Annotated in this window: 13 protein-coding genes and 1 pseudogene; 10 read left to right on the plus strand and 4 right to left on the minus strand. The window is 66.3% G+C overall.

What is annotated here, in order from left to right; translation table 11 throughout:
- Nucleotides 1–166 precede the first annotated feature (166 nt).
- From ftsZ to AB4Z42_RS22380, 7 genes are all read left to right on the plus strand, one after another.
- Nucleotides 167–1,303 (plus strand): cell division protein FtsZ, encoded by a 1,137-nt coding sequence (gene ftsZ, locus AB4Z42_RS22350; protein WP_442011406.1) that lies wholly within the window; start codon nt 167–169, stop codon nt 1,301–1,303.
- 22 nt (nt 1,304–1,325) lie between these two features.
- Nucleotides 1,326–2,033, plus strand: coding sequence for a peptidoglycan editing factor PgeF (pgeF, locus tag AB4Z42_RS22355; protein WP_442011407.1), 708 nt, complete (start codon nt 1,326–1,328; stop codon nt 2,031–2,033).
- The gene (locus AB4Z42_RS22360; RefSeq protein ID WP_442011408.1) at nt 2,030–2,848 is read left to right on the plus strand and encodes a YggS family pyridoxal phosphate-dependent enzyme; all 819 of its coding nucleotides are present in this window, start codon (nt 2,030–2,032) and stop codon (nt 2,846–2,848) included. The genes pgeF and AB4Z42_RS22360 overlap by 4 nt, the downstream gene beginning before the upstream one ends.
- A complete protein-coding gene (locus AB4Z42_RS22365) occupies nt 2,845–3,489 on the plus strand; it encodes a cell division protein SepF (RefSeq protein ID WP_442011409.1) in 645 nt (214 codons plus the stop codon). Before AB4Z42_RS22360 ends, AB4Z42_RS22365 begins: the two co-directional genes overlap by 4 nt.
- 143 nt (nt 3,490–3,632) lie before the next feature.
- A complete protein-coding gene (locus AB4Z42_RS22370) occupies nt 3,633–3,923 on the plus strand; it encodes a YggT family protein (protein WP_442011410.1) in 291 nt (96 codons plus the stop codon).
- Nucleotides 3,924–4,168: 245 nt separating this feature from the next.
- Nucleotides 4,169–4,984: a DivIVA-like cell division protein Wag31 gene (gene wag31 / locus AB4Z42_RS22375; RefSeq protein ID WP_442011411.1), complete on the plus strand. Its 816-nt coding sequence runs from the start codon at nt 4,169–4,171 to the stop codon at nt 4,982–4,984.
- Between the two features lie 46 nt (nt 4,985–5,030).
- Entirely contained in the window at nt 5,031–5,345 is a 315-nt protein-coding gene (locus AB4Z42_RS22380) for a DUF308 domain-containing protein (RefSeq protein ID WP_442011412.1), read from the plus strand.
- On the opposite strand, the gene AB4Z42_RS22385 is transcribed toward AB4Z42_RS22380, so the two are convergent.
- On the minus strand, nt 5,342–6,019 hold the full coding sequence (locus tag AB4Z42_RS22385) for a phosphoribosyltransferase (protein ID WP_442011413.1): 678 nt from the start codon (nt 6,017–6,019) through the stop codon (nt 5,342–5,344). The genes AB4Z42_RS22380 and AB4Z42_RS22385 overlap by 4 nt on opposite strands.
- A 90-nt stretch (nt 6,020–6,109) precedes the next feature.
- Here AB4Z42_RS22385 and AB4Z42_RS22390 point away from each other — a divergent pair, with 90 nt between their 5' ends.
- Nucleotides 6,110–7,456, plus strand: a complete 1,347-nt coding sequence (locus AB4Z42_RS22390) for a TIGR01777 family oxidoreductase (RefSeq protein WP_442011414.1) — start codon at nt 6,110–6,112, stop codon at nt 7,454–7,456.
- On the opposite strand, the gene AB4Z42_RS22395 is transcribed toward AB4Z42_RS22390, so the two are convergent.
- A complete protein-coding gene (locus AB4Z42_RS22395) occupies nt 7,435–8,160 on the minus strand; it encodes a type 1 glutamine amidotransferase (RefSeq protein ID WP_442011415.1) in 726 nt (241 codons plus the stop codon). The genes AB4Z42_RS22390 and AB4Z42_RS22395 overlap by 22 nt on opposite strands.
- A 7-nt stretch (nt 8,161–8,167) precedes the next feature.
- A complete protein-coding gene (locus tag AB4Z42_RS22400) occupies nt 8,168–9,406 on the minus strand; it encodes a serine hydrolase domain-containing protein (protein ID WP_442011416.1) in 1,239 nt (412 codons plus the stop codon).
- A gap of 61 nt (nt 9,407–9,467) precedes the next feature.
- Here AB4Z42_RS22400 and AB4Z42_RS22405 point away from each other — a divergent pair, with 61 nt between their 5' ends.
- Complete coding sequence (locus tag AB4Z42_RS22405) at nt 9,468–11,012, plus strand: phospholipase D family protein (protein WP_442011531.1); 1,545 nt, start codon at nt 9,468–9,470, stop codon at nt 11,010–11,012.
- Here AB4Z42_RS22405 and AB4Z42_RS22410 read toward each other — a convergent pair.
- Nucleotides 10,996–12,207, minus strand: a pseudogene (locus AB4Z42_RS22410) (cytochrome P450). The gene AB4Z42_RS22405 and the pseudogene AB4Z42_RS22410 overlap by 17 nt on opposite strands.
- A 129-nt stretch (nt 12,208–12,336) precedes the next feature.
- On the opposite strand from AB4Z42_RS22410, the gene AB4Z42_RS22415 reads away from it, so the two are divergent.
- Nucleotides 12,337–15,612, plus strand: coding sequence for a helix-turn-helix transcriptional regulator (locus AB4Z42_RS22415; RefSeq protein ID WP_442011417.1), 3,276 nt, complete (start codon nt 12,337–12,339; stop codon nt 15,610–15,612).
- The last annotated feature ends 37 nt before the right edge of the window (nt 15,613–15,649 follow it).

Genomic DNA, 15,649 nt, shown 5'->3' on the forward strand with positions numbered 1-15,649 from the left:
ATCTTTGCGTGTGTGTCGGCGCGCCTGCACGGATCACCCGCGGGCTCGCCCTACCGTTCTGTTTGCGCGGAACAACTTGACATAACTATAACCCTCTGGTTGAGGTTTAGAGTTTGCCGACGAGGCCCGCGTGTCGACTGCCAACCTGGGAGGAAAGGGCGACCCGATGACCCCCCCACATAACTACCTCGCCGTGATCAAGGTCGTCGGCATCGGCGGCGGTGGCGTGAACGCCGTCAACCGGATGATCGAGCAGGGCCTCAAAGGCGTGGAGTTCATCGCCATCAACACCGACGCTCAGGCGTTGTTGATGAGCGATGCCGACGTCAAACTCGACGTCGGCCGCGACTCCACGCGCGGACTCGGAGCCGGCGCCGACCCCGAGGTCGGGCGCAAGGCCGCCGAGGACGCCAAGGACGACATCGAGGAGCTGCTGCGCGGCGCCGACATGGTGTTCGTCACCGCGGGCGAAGGCGGTGGCACCGGCACCGGTGGCGCTCCCGTCGTCGCGACGATCGCCCGCAAGCTCGGCGCGCTGACCGTCGGTGTGGTGACGCGGCCGTTCTCCTTCGAGGGCAAGCGCCGGAGCAATCAGGCCGAGACCGGCATCACCTCTCTGCGCGAGAGCTGCGACACCCTGATCGTCATCCCCAACGACCGGCTTCTGCAGATGGGCGACGCTGCGGTGTCGCTGATGGACGCCTTCCGCAGCGCCGACGAGGTGCTTCTCAACGGCGTGCAGGGCATCACCGACCTGATCACCACGCCGGGCCTGATCAACGTCGACTTCGCCGACGTCAAGGGCGTCATGAGCGGCGCGGGCACCGCGTTGATGGGCATCGGCTCGGCTCGCGGCGACGGTCGTGCGCTGAAAGCGGCCGAGATCGCTATCAATTCGCCGCTCCTCGAGGCCTCGATGGAGGGCGCCCAGGGCGTGCTGCTGTCGGTCGCAGGTGGCAGTGACCTCGGTCTGTTCGAGATCAACGAGGCCGCCTCGCTGGTGCAGGAGGCGGCCCACGCCGAGGCGAACATCATCTTCGGCACGGTCATCGACGACTCGCTCGGCGACGAGGTACGGGTCACGGTCATCGCCGCGGGCTTCGACTCGGCCGGGCCGGGACGAAAGCCTGTGGTCGGCGCCGGGCAGGCCATCGCGGCCGGGGCCGCGGGCAAGGTGACCTCACAGCTGTTCGAGCCGGCCGATGCCGCCAGTGTGCCCGTGCACACCAATGGCGCGACGGTCAGTATCGGCGGCGGGGACGACGACGACGATGTCGACGTGCCGCCGTTCATGCGCCACTGATATCGCAGCGATACTGGCGGACGTGACCGTTCGTATTCGCCGCGTGACCACAACCCGCGCCGGTGGCGTCTCTGCACCGCCGTTCGACACCTTCAATCTCGGCGACCACGTCGGTGACGACCCCGCCGCCGTCGCGGCCAACCGCAAGCGGCTCGCCGGCGCGCTCGGACTGGGGGACGACGGCGTCGTCTGGATGAACCAGGTGCACGGAGATCGGGTCGTCGTGGTCGACGAGCACCCGGCCGAGGTGGTCGAAAAAACCGACGCCCTGGTTACCACCAGGCCGCGCTTGGCCTTGGCCGTCGTGACCGCCGATTGTGTCCCCGTTTTATTGGGCGACGCCCGCGCCGGCGTGGTCGGCGCGGTTCACGCCGGACGGGTCGGGGCTCAGAACGGCGTCGTGGTGCGGACGGTGGAGGCGATGCTCGAGGTCGGCGCGCGCGCCGAGGACATCTCGGTGCTGCTGGGCCCCTCGGTCAGCGGACGCAACTACGAGGTCCCCGCGGAGATGGCCGCGGAGGTGGAGGCCAGCCTGCCCGGCAGTCGCACGACCACTGCCGCGAACACGCCGGGCTTGGACCTGCGGGCCGGAATCGCCCGGCAGCTAAGGGATTTGGGAATCACGAGCATCGACGTCGACCCGCGCTGCACGGTCGAGGACCGCAACCTGTACAGCCACCGCCGCAATGCGCCGACGGGACGGCTCGCGTCCCTGGTGTGGATGGAGTGACTGCGGCCGTGGCGACTACTCGCGAACTGGAGCTGGCCGAGTCGCTGGCTGCCGTCCGCGCCCGGCTGACCGCGGCGGCCGACGCTGCCGGACGCAATTCCGACGAAATTGAATTACTCCCTATTACCAAATTCTTCCCGGCCACCGACGTATCAATTCTGCATCGAGCGGGCTGCGACTCTTTTGGCGAATCACGCGAACAGGAAGCGGTGAATAAAGCGGAAGAGGTCGCCAATCTTGTAGGCGGTGCACCCATTCGCTGGCACATGGTCGGGCGGATCCAGCGCAATAAGGCACGGTCGATCGCGGGCTGGGCATATGCCGCGCACTCCGTCGACGGCGTGCGGGTCATCGATGCGCTGAACCGCGCGGCGGCCCAAGCACTCGACGACGGCGACCGGACCGCGCCGCTTCGCATCTATATACAGATCAGTCTCGACGGGGACGCCAAACGCGGAGGCGTGGACGTCGGCGACCCCGAGTCGGTCGATGCGGTGTGCGCCGCGGCCCAAGCCGGCGAGGGCCTGGAGTTCGTGGGGCTCATGGCAATTCCGCCGCTGGGAGCCGACCCGGACGCGGCGTTCGCGCGTTTGCAATCCGAGCTTGGGCGGGTACAGCGCAACTATTCACAGCGCCTCGAGCTCTCCGCAGGCATGTCCGGCGACATGGAGGCGGCAGTCAAACACGGCTCGACGTGTGTGCGTGTCGGTACCGCGCTATTGGGACAACGTCCTTTAACGTCTCCAGGAGTAGTCACTCCAGTCACATCTTCATCACAGACACCAGAGCGACGGTCAAGAAGGGTCGAGCGATGAGCACACTCCACAAGGTCAAGGCGTACTTCGGGATGGCGCCGATGGATGACTATGACGACGAGTACTACGAAGACGACGAGCGCGGTGCGTCGCGCGGCTACTCATCGCGCCGCCCGCGCGAAGACCGCTTCGAGGACGACGGCTACCAACCCGGACATCGGGGCGGCTACGACGAATACGACGAGGCGCCCGCCGGGTATCGCGGAGGGTTCCGCGACGAGGATCGTTTCGAGCCGAGGCTGCGAGGCCCGCGCGAATTCGATCGGGCTTCCTCGCGACTGGGTGCGCTGCGCGGCTCCACGCGCGGAGCACTCGCGATGGATCCGCGCCGGATGGCCGAACTCTTCGAGGCGGGCAGCCCGATGTCCAAGATCACCACGCTGCGTCCCAAGGATTACGGCGAGGCCCGCACCATCGGCGAGCGGTTCCGCGACGGAACCCCGGTCATCATGGACCTGGTGACGATGGACAACGCCGACGCCAAGCGGCTGGTCGACTTCGCGGCCGGGTTGGCGTTCGCGCTGCGCGGCTCCTTCGACAAGGTCGCCACGAAAGTCTTCCTGCTGTCGCCCGCCGACGTCGACGTCACGGCCGAGCAACGCCGTCGCATCGCTGAAGCCGGCTTCTACGCATATCAATAGGCCCGCTCAGTAGGGCTTATCAGCCGAAGCGCTGTGCGCGAACCCGCCAGGTAGGCTGGCGGCGTCGCGCACAGCGTTCCGGTTTCGGGCGTGCGCGGTTCGTGCCTGTATCGAATGTCACATGTGTAGTGAGGTCGGCTTAGTTGGCGCTCTTCTTCGACATCCTGGGTTTCACCCTGTTCGTATTCTGGCTGCTGCTGATCGCCCGGGTCGTGGTCGAGTTCATCCGCTCGTTTTCCCGCGATTGGCAGCCCAGGGGGCTGACGGTGGTGATCCTCGAATTGATCATGACCGTGACCGACCCGCCCGTGAAGCTGCTGCGTCGACTCATTCCGCAGCTCACGATAGGTGCGGTCAGGTTCGACCTGTCCATCATGGTGTTGCTGCTTGTGGCCTTCATCGGCATGCAGTTGGCATTCGGCGCAGCGGTCTGAGAACCGGCCGCCGGCCCCGTTTTTGGACATTGTGAGCGACGCCATCCGGGGATTTGCCGAGGTCGATATTCGGCGATCGAATCGCAGCGCTATGGCGGGGAAGATTGAAATTCGCTCTTAATTATTGGGCTCTCATGCAACCGCCGGGTCTGGTGTGACAGGATGGGCGCCAGTTACGTTCAGTGCCTGATCCGAGCCTTACACTTTGAGATCGGTTTACGGTCCAGACTCCAAGGGGGCAGACAATGCCGCTCACACCCGCCGACGTTCACAACGTTGCGTTCAGCAAGCCACCCATCGGCAAGCGCGGCTACAACGAGGACGAGGTCGATGCCTTTCTCGACCTGGTTGAGAACGAGCTGACTCGCCTCATCGAGGAGAACGCCGACCTCCGTCAGCGCGTGGCCGAGCTGGACCAGGATCTGGCGACCGCCAACTCCGGTGGTGGCGCGCAGCCGACCCAGTCGATTCCGCAGTACGAGCCCGCGCCGACACCTGCGCCCGCGCCCGAGCCGACACCGCAGCCGGTGTACGAGGCGGCCCCGACCTCGTCGGTCAGCGATGATCAGGCGCTCAAGGCCGCACGTGTGCTGGCCCTGGCCCAGGACACCGCCGACCGGTTGACGGGTACCGCCAAGGCCGAGTCCGACAAGCTGCTCGCCGACGCACGTGCCCAGGCCGATGCCATGGTCAGCGAGGCGCGGCAGACCGCAGAGACCACTGTGGCCGAGGCGCGTCAGCGCGCCGACGCCCTGCTCACCGATGCGCAGACCAGGTCGGAGGCGCAGCTGCGGCAGGCGCAGGAGAAGGCCGACGCCCTGCAGGCCGATGCCGAGCGCAAGCATTCCGAGATCATGGGCACCATCAATCAGCAGCGCACGGTGCTGGAGGGTCGCCTCGAACAGCTCCGCACGTTCGAGCGGGAGTACCGCACACGGCTCAAGACCTACCTGGAATCACAGCTCGAGGAGCTCGGCCAGCGTGGTTCTGCCGCCCCGGTGGACTCCGGCGCCAACAACGATGCCGGCGGTTTCAACCAGTTCAACCGCGGCAACAACTAGCCACGGACATCTCGCAGTCCGCGTCCCGACAACTCAGGGTTGATCAATGCTGATCGTTGCTCTCGTGCTCGCAGTCATAGGCCTTGCCGCGCTGGTGACCGCAGTCGTCACCAGCAACGAGTTGATCGCATGGGTGTGCATCGGAGCCAGCGTCATCGGCGTGGTGCTGCTGATCGTGGATGCGGTGCGGGATCGGTCCCGCGGTGACGCCGCGGACGAGGTCGAGGGCGGCACGGTCGTGGAGTTCGACGAGGAGTATCCGGAGGAATCCGCTGCGCCCGCCGACGAGCCCGAATACGAAGCGGAGACGACGGTCGTCGAGCAGGCCGACGATGTCGCCAGCGAAGACCGCAATCGCTAAACCGTTGCGGTAGCGATCAATTCGCGTACTTCGTCGTCGCTGACCTGATGGAAATCGACGAACACCTGACCCACGGCTTCGAATCCCGGCGGCATCATCGCGCAGATCACCTCGTCGGCTTCGGTCGCGAGCTCGCGGCATGTCGACGGCGGCCCGACGGGCACCGCGACCACGACCCGAGCCGGGGCGTCGGCCTTCACCGCACGTACCGCCGCCAGCATGCTGGCACCGGTGGCGATGCCGTCGTCGACCAGGATCACGGTCTTGCCTGCCACGTCGATCGGCGGACGTCCCCCGCGGTAGGCCTCTTCTCGCCGGTGTAGTTCGTCGGTTTCGCGCTCGATCGCGTCCTGCAGTTGGTCGTCGCTGATTCCGAGGCTGCGCACCAGGCTGTCGTTGATCACGACGCCACCGCCCGACGCCAGCGCGCCCATCGCAAGCTCCTGCCACTGCGGGACGCCGAGCTTGCGAACCAGAAACACGTCCAGCGGAGCGCGCAGGGCACTAGCGACCTGCCAGCCGACCGGGACGCCGCCGCGAGCCAGCCCGAGCACAAGCAGATTTTTCGCATCGCGGTAGGTGGCCAGCTTCTGCGCCAGGACGTCGCCGGCCTCCCGGCGGTCCCGGAACACACGACCCGCATCTCGGCGGGTCAGTCCACCCAAGCCGCTCATCGCATCTAATCTTTCGAGAAATTCAGCCTATGACCGTGAGTACCCAGCCTGGGGGCAATCCGTCGCGGCCGCGGCTGCGAATATTGATTTGTGGGTATCGAATCCGAGACCGTCGTCGACCATCCCCTGACCGAAGTATTCGAATGGCACTCGCGCCCCGGCGCGATGCGGCGTCTGGTGCCGCCGTGGCAGCCGATGAAGGTGGTGGCCGAGGCCGACTCGCTGGCCGACGGCCGCGCCGTGCTGGGTCTGCCGGGGGGATTGCGCTGGATCGCGCAGCACGACGCCACCAGGTACGACCCGCCGCATCGGTTCGTCGACGTGCTCTCCTCGCGGGGCCCGAGGTCGTGGCCGCCGCGGATCGTCGGGCGGTGGACCCATACACATGAGTTCGCCGAGGCGGGGTCGGGAACACGGGTGTACGACCGCATCGACGCCCCGGTGCCCGCCGCGGCCCTGCGTCCGATGTTCGCCTACCGGCACCGCCAGCTCGCCGACGATCTCGCCGCCCATCGCGACGCCCGTGACGCGGGTCTGCAGCCGCTGGTTGTGGCCATCACCGGCGCGACCGGTCTGGTCGGCACCGCCTTGTCGGCGTTCCTGAGCACCGGTGGGCACCGGGTGATCAAGTTGGTCCGGCATGCGGCGCAGTCCCAGGACGAGCGGCAATGGGATCCGGACCGCCCGGCCGCTCACCTGCTGTCGGGTGTCGACGCCGTGGTGCACCTCGCCGGCGCCTCGATCGCGGGGCGGTTCACGTCCGCGCACAAGGAGGCCATCCGCGACAGCAGGATCGAGCCGACCCGCAGGCTGGCCGAAGTCGCTGCCGCCAGTGGGTTTGCGGGTCCGTTCGTCTGCGCGTCGGCGATCGGGATCTACGGATACGACCGCGGCGACGCCGTGCTGTGCGAGGAAAGCGTGCGCGGCGACGGTTTTCTCGCCGACGTCGTCGCGGATTGGGAGTCCGCCACCAAGCCCGCCGCCGACGCGGGACTTCGGGTGGTCAACGTGCGAACCGGGATCGTGCAGTCCGCCCGCGGCGGCACGCTGCGTCTGCTGCGTCCGCTGTTCGCCGCCGGACTGGGCGGCCGCGTCGCCAGTGGCCGCCAGTGGTTGTCATGGATCGCACTCGACGATCTGCTCGACGTCTATTACCGCGCGCTGTACGACGCCCGGCTCTCCGGCCCGGTAAACGCCGTCGCGCCTGCGCCGGTGCGCAATGCCGAATACACCAAGGCGCTCGCCGCAGTTCTTCACCGTCCGGCCGTGCTCCCGGTGCCGTCGTTCGGGCCGCGGCTGCTTCTTGGGACGCAGGGGTCACGCGAGCTCGCCGAGGCCGACCAGCGGGTGGCGGCCACCAAACTCGAGACGCTGGGCCACCGATTCCGGCACCCCGGCATCGACGGCGCGCTCGCTCACGAGCTGGGGCACGGCTGACGAACGACGTGGGTCACGAAACCGCTCACCAGGTCGCGCACCCTCGCTGACGCACTCTGGGCGAGTTCCGTTGTGCGGGAGAGTAATCCATCGTGGCTGAGGCCGAAGTCGGTCACTTCGCCCGCATAGTCGTCGACCAGCCAGCGCTCCAGCAGCGCGGCGTCGACCTCCGGGTGGAATTGCAGCGCGAGCGCGCGACCCAGCACGAACGCCTGTGATGCGTTCGGGGTGCGGGCGACCTCGATGGCGCCGGGCGGCAGCGTCCACCGGTCGAAGTGCCACTGGAACCACGGTCCGGCGGGGATCAGATCCGGTTTGTCGCTTGTGACGTCATACCAGCCGATCTCGGGCTGCGATGACCGCGCTACCGAGCCGCCGAACGCCTGGGCCAGCAGCTGTCCGCCGAAGCAGACGCCGAGCAGCGCCACCCCGGCATCGCTCGCGTCGCGCACCAGCTGCATCTCGGAGCTCACCCAACTGCGGCGTAGCGCCTCGTCGTAGACCGGCCACCGCGCGCCAAGCGGAACGATGACGTCGTAGCTCCCCGGATCCGGAAACGTCACGTCGACTGCCGGATCGTCGATGTGCTCGGCGGGTACGACCTCGAACGTGTCCACGTCGAAGCCCTGCTCTGCGAAGGCGTCACCGAGGAGCGCTTCGGTCGCGAGATGCTCGTTGTAGAGGAACAGGACCTTGGGTGCCACGGCTACATTATTTCGGCGCGCGGACCGGTGGCGCATCATCGGGTGCCAGGACGGCACCGATCTTGCGGAACAGGGTGTCTGCGGCGTTCGGGTAATTGCCCTGGTCGTCGAAGGCCTCGGGCAGATACGTGACCGCGACGGCAATAGCGATCTTCTGCGAAGGTAAATAGGCCTCGACGCCGGCGTACCCCGACATCAGCGGGTTCTGCAGCAGCCAGTTCCCGGAGACGACGAGGCCGGTGCCGTAGGTGTAGATGTCATCCATCGCTTCGCACGTGGTGCAGCCGGGCTGTTTGTGGGTCTTGCCGCGAAGGTCGGTGGAGACCAGCTTCTTGTACGAGTCCGGCGACAGCAGCCGCCCCGAACCGATGCCGACGGCCGTGGCCTCCATGTCGTAGATGTCGGTGGTCTGGATCGCACCGTGGGTGATGGTCCACGACGGATCCCAGAAGGTGCTCTCCTCATAGAACGGTGTGCCCGGCGGGATCTTGAGAAACTCGCGACGTTCCGAGCTGAACGCGTGCAATGCAGGTGCCGGAATCTCCGGGGTCAGCGAGTTGACGGTATTCGTCAGCCCCAGCGGTCGAAGTATCTTCTCCGACAACAGCTTCGGCATCTCCTCGCCCGTGGCCTTCTCCAGCGCGAGCCCGAGCAGCAGATAGTTGGTGTGCGCGTAGTTCCAGTTGGTCCCCGGCTCGTAGAGCAACGGCTGGTTTACGGCGTACTGCAGCAGCTCGTGCACCGTCCAGCGCCGGAACGGATCGGCGTACGCGGCGTCGTTCATTTTCGTGTTGCCGATCACGTAATCGACGTAACCCGAGGTCATTCGGGCGAGCTCGCCGAGGGTGACGCGGTCGGCGTGCGGTATCTCGGGCAGGAACTTCGACAGCTTGTCGTCGAGGCTGACCTTCTGTTCGTCGACGAGCTTGAGTAGCAGCGTGGAGACATACGAGATGGCGACCGCGCCGTTGCGGAAGTGCATGCTGGTGTCGGCGGGCACGCCGGTCATCGACTCGCCGAGGGCCTCGGTGACGATCTCCTGCCCGTCGACGGTGACCCGAACGATGGCCGCCTTCAGATGCTCGGAGGCCATCACGTCGCGCACGGCGCTCATCACCGCGTCGGCCTTGGCGTTGTCGCCGCCTGCCTTCGTCGTCGGTGATTCGCCCGGCGCGGCGCCTGGACTGCAACCAGCGGTCAGGACAAGGACGCAAAGCGCCACGAGCAGGCGCCGGATAAACGGCATGCCGGGATCTTCGCACACCCCGGCTGTGCGTAAATACTTCGAGAAGTGGGCATTCCACGGCGTGTCTGTGCTGGCCGAGTGGTTCCTGACCGAAGACGAGCGCGGTAACCCGGATTCCGCGGTGCCCGCCTGGTGTGAAGGCAATCGGGCCGAGCCGCTGATCCACGGCGCGACGTACTTCGATCAGCTCGTCACGGAGGTGGAAGCACTACGCGCGGGCGACCATCTGTTCTTCACGGACTGGCGGGGCGATCCCGACCAGAAGATGCGCGACGGCGGCCCGACCATCCGGGAATTGTTCTGCCGCGCCGCCGAACGCGGCGTCGTCGTCAAGGGTTTGGTGTGGCGGTCTCATCTGGACAAGCTCGCCTACAGCGAAGAGGAGAACCGGCACCTCGGTGAGGCGATCGAACGCGCGGGCGGAGAGGTGCTGCTCGATCAACGCGTCCGCATCGGCGGTTCGCATCACCAGAAGTTGGTCGTCATCAGACACCCTGGCGAGCCGGAAAAGGACGTCGCGTTCGCGGGTGGCATCGATCTGTGCCATTCCCGCCGCGACGACGCGTCGCACCGCGGCGACCCGCAGGCCGTGCAGATGGCCAAGCGATACGGCGACAACCCGCCATGGCACGACGTCCAACTGAAGGTCCAGGGTCCCGCGGTGGGCGCCCTCGACGCGACATTCCGCGAGCGCTGGAACGACCCCGCTTCCCTGGACATGCTGAACCCGTTCGCGTGGCTGCGGGACAAGTTCGGTGGTGCGGATATGAACGCGGATCCGTTGCCCGAGCAGCCGCCTGATCCGCCCCCGTGTGGACCGCATGCGATTCAGGTGTTGCGCACCTATCCCGATGCACACTTCGCGTACGACTTCGCGCCCAACGGTGAGCGCAGTATCGCGCGTGCTTACAACAAGGTGGTGCCGCGGGCGCGCCAGCTGATCTATGTCGAGGATCAGTACCTGTGGTCCAAACGGGTGGCGAAGCTGTTCGCCCGTGCGCTGAAAGACAATCCGGACCTGCACCTCGTCGCAGTGATTCCGCGCTATCCCGACGTCGACGGGCGGCTCGAGCTGCCACCCAACCTCATCGGGCGCTGGCAGGCGCTCGAGACCTGTCATGCGGCCAGCCCGGAGCGCGTGCACATCTTCGACGTCGAGAACCACGAGGGCACACCAGTTTACGTGCACGCTAAGGTGTGTGTGATCGACGACGTCTGGTCCTGTGTCGGCAGTGACAACCTCAACCGGCGGTCCTGGACCCACGACAGCGAATTGACCTGCGCCGTGCTCGACACCGATGGGGTGTTCGCACGCGACCTGAGGCTTCGGCTCCTACGCGAACACCTCGACCGCGCCGACGACGGCAGCGACGACCGGGGACTCACCGATCCGGCCGCCGCGGTAAACGAGATCGTCGCCAGTGCACAGGCTTTGGAGGATTGGCACGCAAATGGGCGCCAAGGCGCCAGGCCGCCGGGACGGCTGCGGCCGCATCATGCCGAACGCCCGAGTATGTTCACGCGACTCTGGGCCGAACCCGTGTATCGCCTGACCTACGACCCGGACGGCCGGTCGTACCGGGATCGGCTCAGGCGCAGGCTGTGAATTCGACGGGCAGGCTCACCGGTCCGGTGATGCCCGTCATCGACTTCCACGGCACGGCGCCGGCGCTACGGATGTCCGGCATGCGCCGCGCCATGGTGGTCAACGCCTCGGCGAGTTCGATCCGCGCGAGGTGCGCACCGAGGCAGTAGTGCGCGCCGCCGCCGAAGGTCAGCATCGCCGGGGCGTCTTCACGCGTGATGTCGAAGCGATCGGGGTCGGCGTAGACGGCGGGGTCACGGTTGGCCGCAGCGGTATTGGCGATGACGAGCGTGCCCGCGGGGATCGGAACGCCTGCGAGCTCGACGTCGTCGGCCGGTACGCGGATCGTGTTCAGAATGACCGGGGAGTAGCGCATCACCTCGTGCACGGCCTGCACCGCGAGCTCCGGGCGCTCGGCCAGCAAGCGCCACTGGTCCGGGTGGTTGCAGAACACCTGCACCGCGGCGGCCAATTGGTTTCGGGTGGTATCGGTTCCGGCCATCAGCAGCGTCGCGGCGAGGGTGAGCAGCTCGTCGTGGGTCAGACTGTCGCCGTCGACCTCCGCGCGCATCATGTCGGAGAGCAGGTCGTCGGTCAGCGCGTCTCGCCTGCTGGTCACCATCTCGTCGACATAGCGCTCGAGTGCACGTCATGCGCGCATGATGTCGGGTTCGTCGTTGACGACGTTCCAGTCGAAGGCCTTGAAGATGTCGTCGGCCCAGGCGGAGAACAGGTGCCAGTCTTCGCGTGGTGTCCCGAGCAGTGCGCAGATGACGGGAATCGGGTACTGCCGGGCGACGTCGGTGACCACATCGCAGCGGCCGTTGTTCGCATGGCTGTCGATGAGTTCACCGATGATGTCGGTGCACGTGGTGCGCAGACGTTCCGCGGCCCTGGGCGTGAACGCCTTCGATACCAGTCGGCGCTGACGCCGGTGTGCTTCGCCGTCAAGGCTCAGGAGCCCCTTGAGGGACAGGTCCCACAGCTCGCCGGACGTGATGCCCTGCACCGCCAATGTCAGACCCTTCGGCATGGCGAAGCGGTCATCCCGCAGCACGGTCCGGACGAGCTCGTAAGACAGCACCTCCGGTCCGTGCGGCCCCATGGCAACGGGCCCTTGCCGGCGGGCCTGTCGGATCAGCGCGTGAGCCTCGTCGGGGCCGGCGGCGTGGTCATAGGCGATGGTTGGCAGGTCGGTCGCAATCGTTGTGGTCATGCTTCGACTATCTGGCGTCCGCCTGCGGACTAGATCGGCCGAAGATCGTATTTTTGCCCTGCCGAGGGTCGTAGATATACGCGCATACGCTGATGTTTTGCACTACGCGTCTCCTGCACGCTGATTAGCATGAGCGCGACTGAGTGGAGCGAACTGGGCGTGAGTGGGCTGCCGACCGGAACCGTGACGCTGCTGCTGGCAGACGTCGAGGGTTCTACGCGGCTCTGGGAGGCACAGCCGAAGGACATGAGCTCGGCGATCAGGCGGCTCGACGAGACGTTGGCTCAGCTGATGACGGTGCACAACGGGGTGCGGCCGATCGAGCAGGGTGAGGGCGACAGTTTCGTGCTGGCCTTCGCGCGTGCGAGTGATGCGGTGGCGTGTGCGTTGGCGTTGCAGCGGGCTCCGTTGGCGCCGATCCGGTTGCGCATCGGGATCAACACCGGTGAGATCCAGCTGCGCGATGAGGGCAATTACATCGGCCCGACGATCAACCGCACGGCACGGCTGCGGGATCTCGGTCACGGTGGGCAGACTCTGCTCTCAGGTGCGACGGAGGCGATGGTCGTCGACCATCTCCCCGCTGATTCATGGCTGAATGACCTTGGTACGCACGCATTGCGCGATCTGCCACGGCCCGAACGCGTTGTGCAGCTGTGCCATCCGGACATCCATAACGACTTTCCTCCGCTTCGTGTCGCGAAGACCGTCACCATCCGACGGCTGCCGACCCACTTGACGAGCTTCGTCGGACGGGAGCCGCAGATCGCAGAAGTGCGTCGCATGTTGAACGAGAATCGGCTCGTGACACTCACCGGGGCAGGGGGCGCGGGCAAGACGCGGCTGGCAGTCGAGGTTGCCGATCGAATGGCCGAATTCGGCGACGGTACTTGGTATGTGGACCTGGCGCCGATCACAGTTCCCGAGCTCGTACCGGTTACTGCGGCCCGTGCACTCGGGCTTGCTGAGCAACAAGGCAGCTCGGCGATGGACACAATCGTCCAGTCGGTGTCCGGCCGGACGATGCTGTTGATACTTGACAACTGTGAGCATCTACTGGATGCCAGCGCCGCGTTGATCACCACCGTGCTCGATCGGTGCCCCGGCGTCACGCTCTTGACGACCAGCCGCGAACCGATCGGAGTGCCCGGCGAAGTAACGTGGCGCGTGCCTTCGCTCCCGTCGGATTCCGAAGCGCTGAGCCTATTCGTCGATCGTGCCCGGCGAGCCAGGCCCGATTTCACAGTGACCGACGACAACATCGCTTCGGTCACCGAACTCTGTCGGCGCCTCGATGGCATGCCGTTGGCAATCGAACTCGCAGCGGCGCGAATTCGTGCCCTGTCGCTCAACGACATCCTGGACAGCCTCCATGACCGGTTCCGACTGCTGACAGGTGGGTCGCGTACCGCGGTCCGCCGCCAGCAGACGCTGCGCGCATCGGTCGACTGGTCGCACGCCTTGCTGACGGAGGCGGAGCGGGTCCTGTTCCGGCGACTGGCTCCGTTCATGGACGGATTCGATCTGGACGCCGCGCAGACAGTCGGTGGTGGTGATGACGTGGAGCGGTACCAGGTTCTGGACATGCTGGGTCTCTTGGTCGACAAATCGCTGGTGATCGCCGAGGAACGCGGGGGGCGTACGCGGTACCGGCTGCTCGAAACCGTCCGTCAGTACGCTTCGGAGAAGCTCGGTGAGTCCGGCGAGGCCGGTACGGTCCGTTCACGTCACCGCGACCATTACGTCGCCGTCGCGGCGGCCCTGAATGCCCCTGCGGGTAAGGGGTACGAGCAACTGCTCGAGCAGATGGAATGCGAGATCGACAATCTGCGGGCGGCCTTCGCATGGAGTCTCGAAGGTGGCGAGATCGAGACCGCGATGGGTATGGCGGTGTCGCTCACGCCCCTGTGGATCGGAAGAGGCAAGCTCCGCGAAGGATTGGCCTGGCTTGACTTGGCGTTCGACGCCGAGAAGGACTCAGGAGTCGAGGCGGCAGCTTCCACCCGCGCATGGGCCATGGCGGAGAAGGCGCTTTTGGGCGGGGTGGTGCTGGGCGTCGACCGCACCGAGCTTGCCGACCAGGCCATAGCGATTGCACGGGAGGCCGGCGATCCGGTCGTGCTGGCGTGGACGTTGTCCGCCCGTGCCCGTGGCAGCGGGCGCGACGCTGTCGGGGTAGCACCGTTCATCGCCGAGGCCATTGCGCTGGCACGTGAGGCGGACCACGGCTGGATCCTGAGTCAGGTGTTCGCCCGTCAGGCGACGCTGGCGATCATGTCTTCGGGGGATCCGGTGCTGGCCCGCACAGCCGCGGAAGAAGGTCTCGAAATCGCCGACGCCATCGGCAACGGGTACGACTCCCGACAATGCCGCTGGTGTCTGGGAATGGCGGATTGGTTTCAGGGCAATTTGGCCGAAGCCGGTGAGCGGTTCACCGGTTTGGCCGAAGAAGCGACGGCTCAGCATGACCCGGTCATGTGGGCCATCAACCTGGCTGCCATGAGCTATGCGCTCCTCTATCAAGGGGATACGGCAGGGGCACGTGCCGCATCCGTCGAGCTCGTGGAGTCCGACGGAGAGCTTCTGTCGCACGCCGCCCTCGGTCACGCGGGTTTGGCCTTGGTCGCGGCGGCCGAAGGGGATACCCGCACGGCGCACCGCGAAGCCGAGTTGGCGTGGCCACAGCCAGGCATCCAGCGTGACACCGTCGTGATAACGATCCTCGCACTGACCACCCTTCAGGTCGGGGACATCGTCACCGCGCGGCAGCTAGCTGACGAAGCCGTTTCGCAGATGTCGGGTTGGCATCGCTCCATGGCGCTGAATGTGCGTGCCCGGGTGGCTCTCGCCGAAGGACGCCCGGACCTCGCCGAAACCGACGTGCACGACGCGCTCACATCTGCTGTTGAGGTGCAGATACGGCACAGCGTCCCCGACATTCTCGAGTTGCGCGCGGCGCTCGCGTGCGGCTCGGGCAGTCACCAGGAGGCAGCGCGGCTGTTCGGTGCGGCAGATTCACTCAGGCGACGAACAGGTGAAGTACAGAGATTCGTTTTCTATCAACCTCTGTACGAAGAGTCGTGTGCGGAGGCTCGGAAAGCCTTGCGTGATGCAGCTTTCCGTGCCGCCTGGGATGAGGGTGCCGCGCTGTCTTTCGAGGAGGCGATCGCCTACGCGCAACGTGGTCGAGGGGAGCGCAAGCGCCCGTCGAGTGGGTGGGATTCGCTGACGCCCACCGAGGTGGATGTCGTCCGCCTTGTTCAAGAGGGGCTCGGCAACAAAGACATCGCTGCCCGACTCTTCATCTCGCATCGCACGGTGCAGACGCATTTGACCCACGTCTACACAAAGCTGGGTCTGTCGTCGCGCGTGCAGCTGGCGCAGGAGGCAGCCCGGCAGAGCTGAAATGCGCGCTTTCGCCGATGTTCTGCGTTGCTGCAGG

Origin of the sequence: Mycobacterium sp. 2YAF39 (assembly GCF_052114565.1) — a bacterium.
Classification (GTDB): domain Bacteria; phylum Actinomycetota; class Actinomycetes; order Mycobacteriales; family Mycobacteriaceae; genus Mycobacterium.

What these genes read in the sequence shown, in the direction of transcription:
- ftsZ (WP_442011406.1), top strand. Translation starts at nt 167, where the DNA reads ATGACCCCCCCACATAACTACCTCGCCGTGATCAAGGTCGTCGGCATC.
- AB4Z42_RS22365 (WP_442011409.1), top strand. Translation starts at nt 2,845, where the DNA reads ATGAGCACACTCCACAAGGTCAAGGCGTACTTCGGGATGGCGCCGATG.
- wag31 (WP_442011411.1), top strand. Translation starts at nt 4,169, where the DNA reads ATGCCGCTCACACCCGCCGACGTTCACAACGTTGCGTTCAGCAAGCCA.
- AB4Z42_RS22385 (WP_442011413.1), bottom strand. Translation starts at nt 6,019, where the DNA reads ATGAGCGGCTTGGGTGGACTGACCCGCCGAGATGCGGGTCGTGTGTTC.
- AB4Z42_RS22415 (WP_442011417.1), top strand. Translation starts at nt 12,337, where the DNA reads ATGAGCGCGACTGAGTGGAGCGAACTGGGCGTGAGTGGGCTGCCGACC.
- AB4Z42_RS22380 (WP_442011412.1), top strand. Translation starts at nt 5,031, where the DNA reads ATGCTGATCGTTGCTCTCGTGCTCGCAGTCATAGGCCTTGCCGCGCTG.
- AB4Z42_RS22400 (WP_442011416.1), bottom strand. Translation starts at nt 9,406, where the DNA reads ATGCCGTTTATCCGGCGCCTGCTCGTGGCGCTTTGCGTCCTTGTCCTG.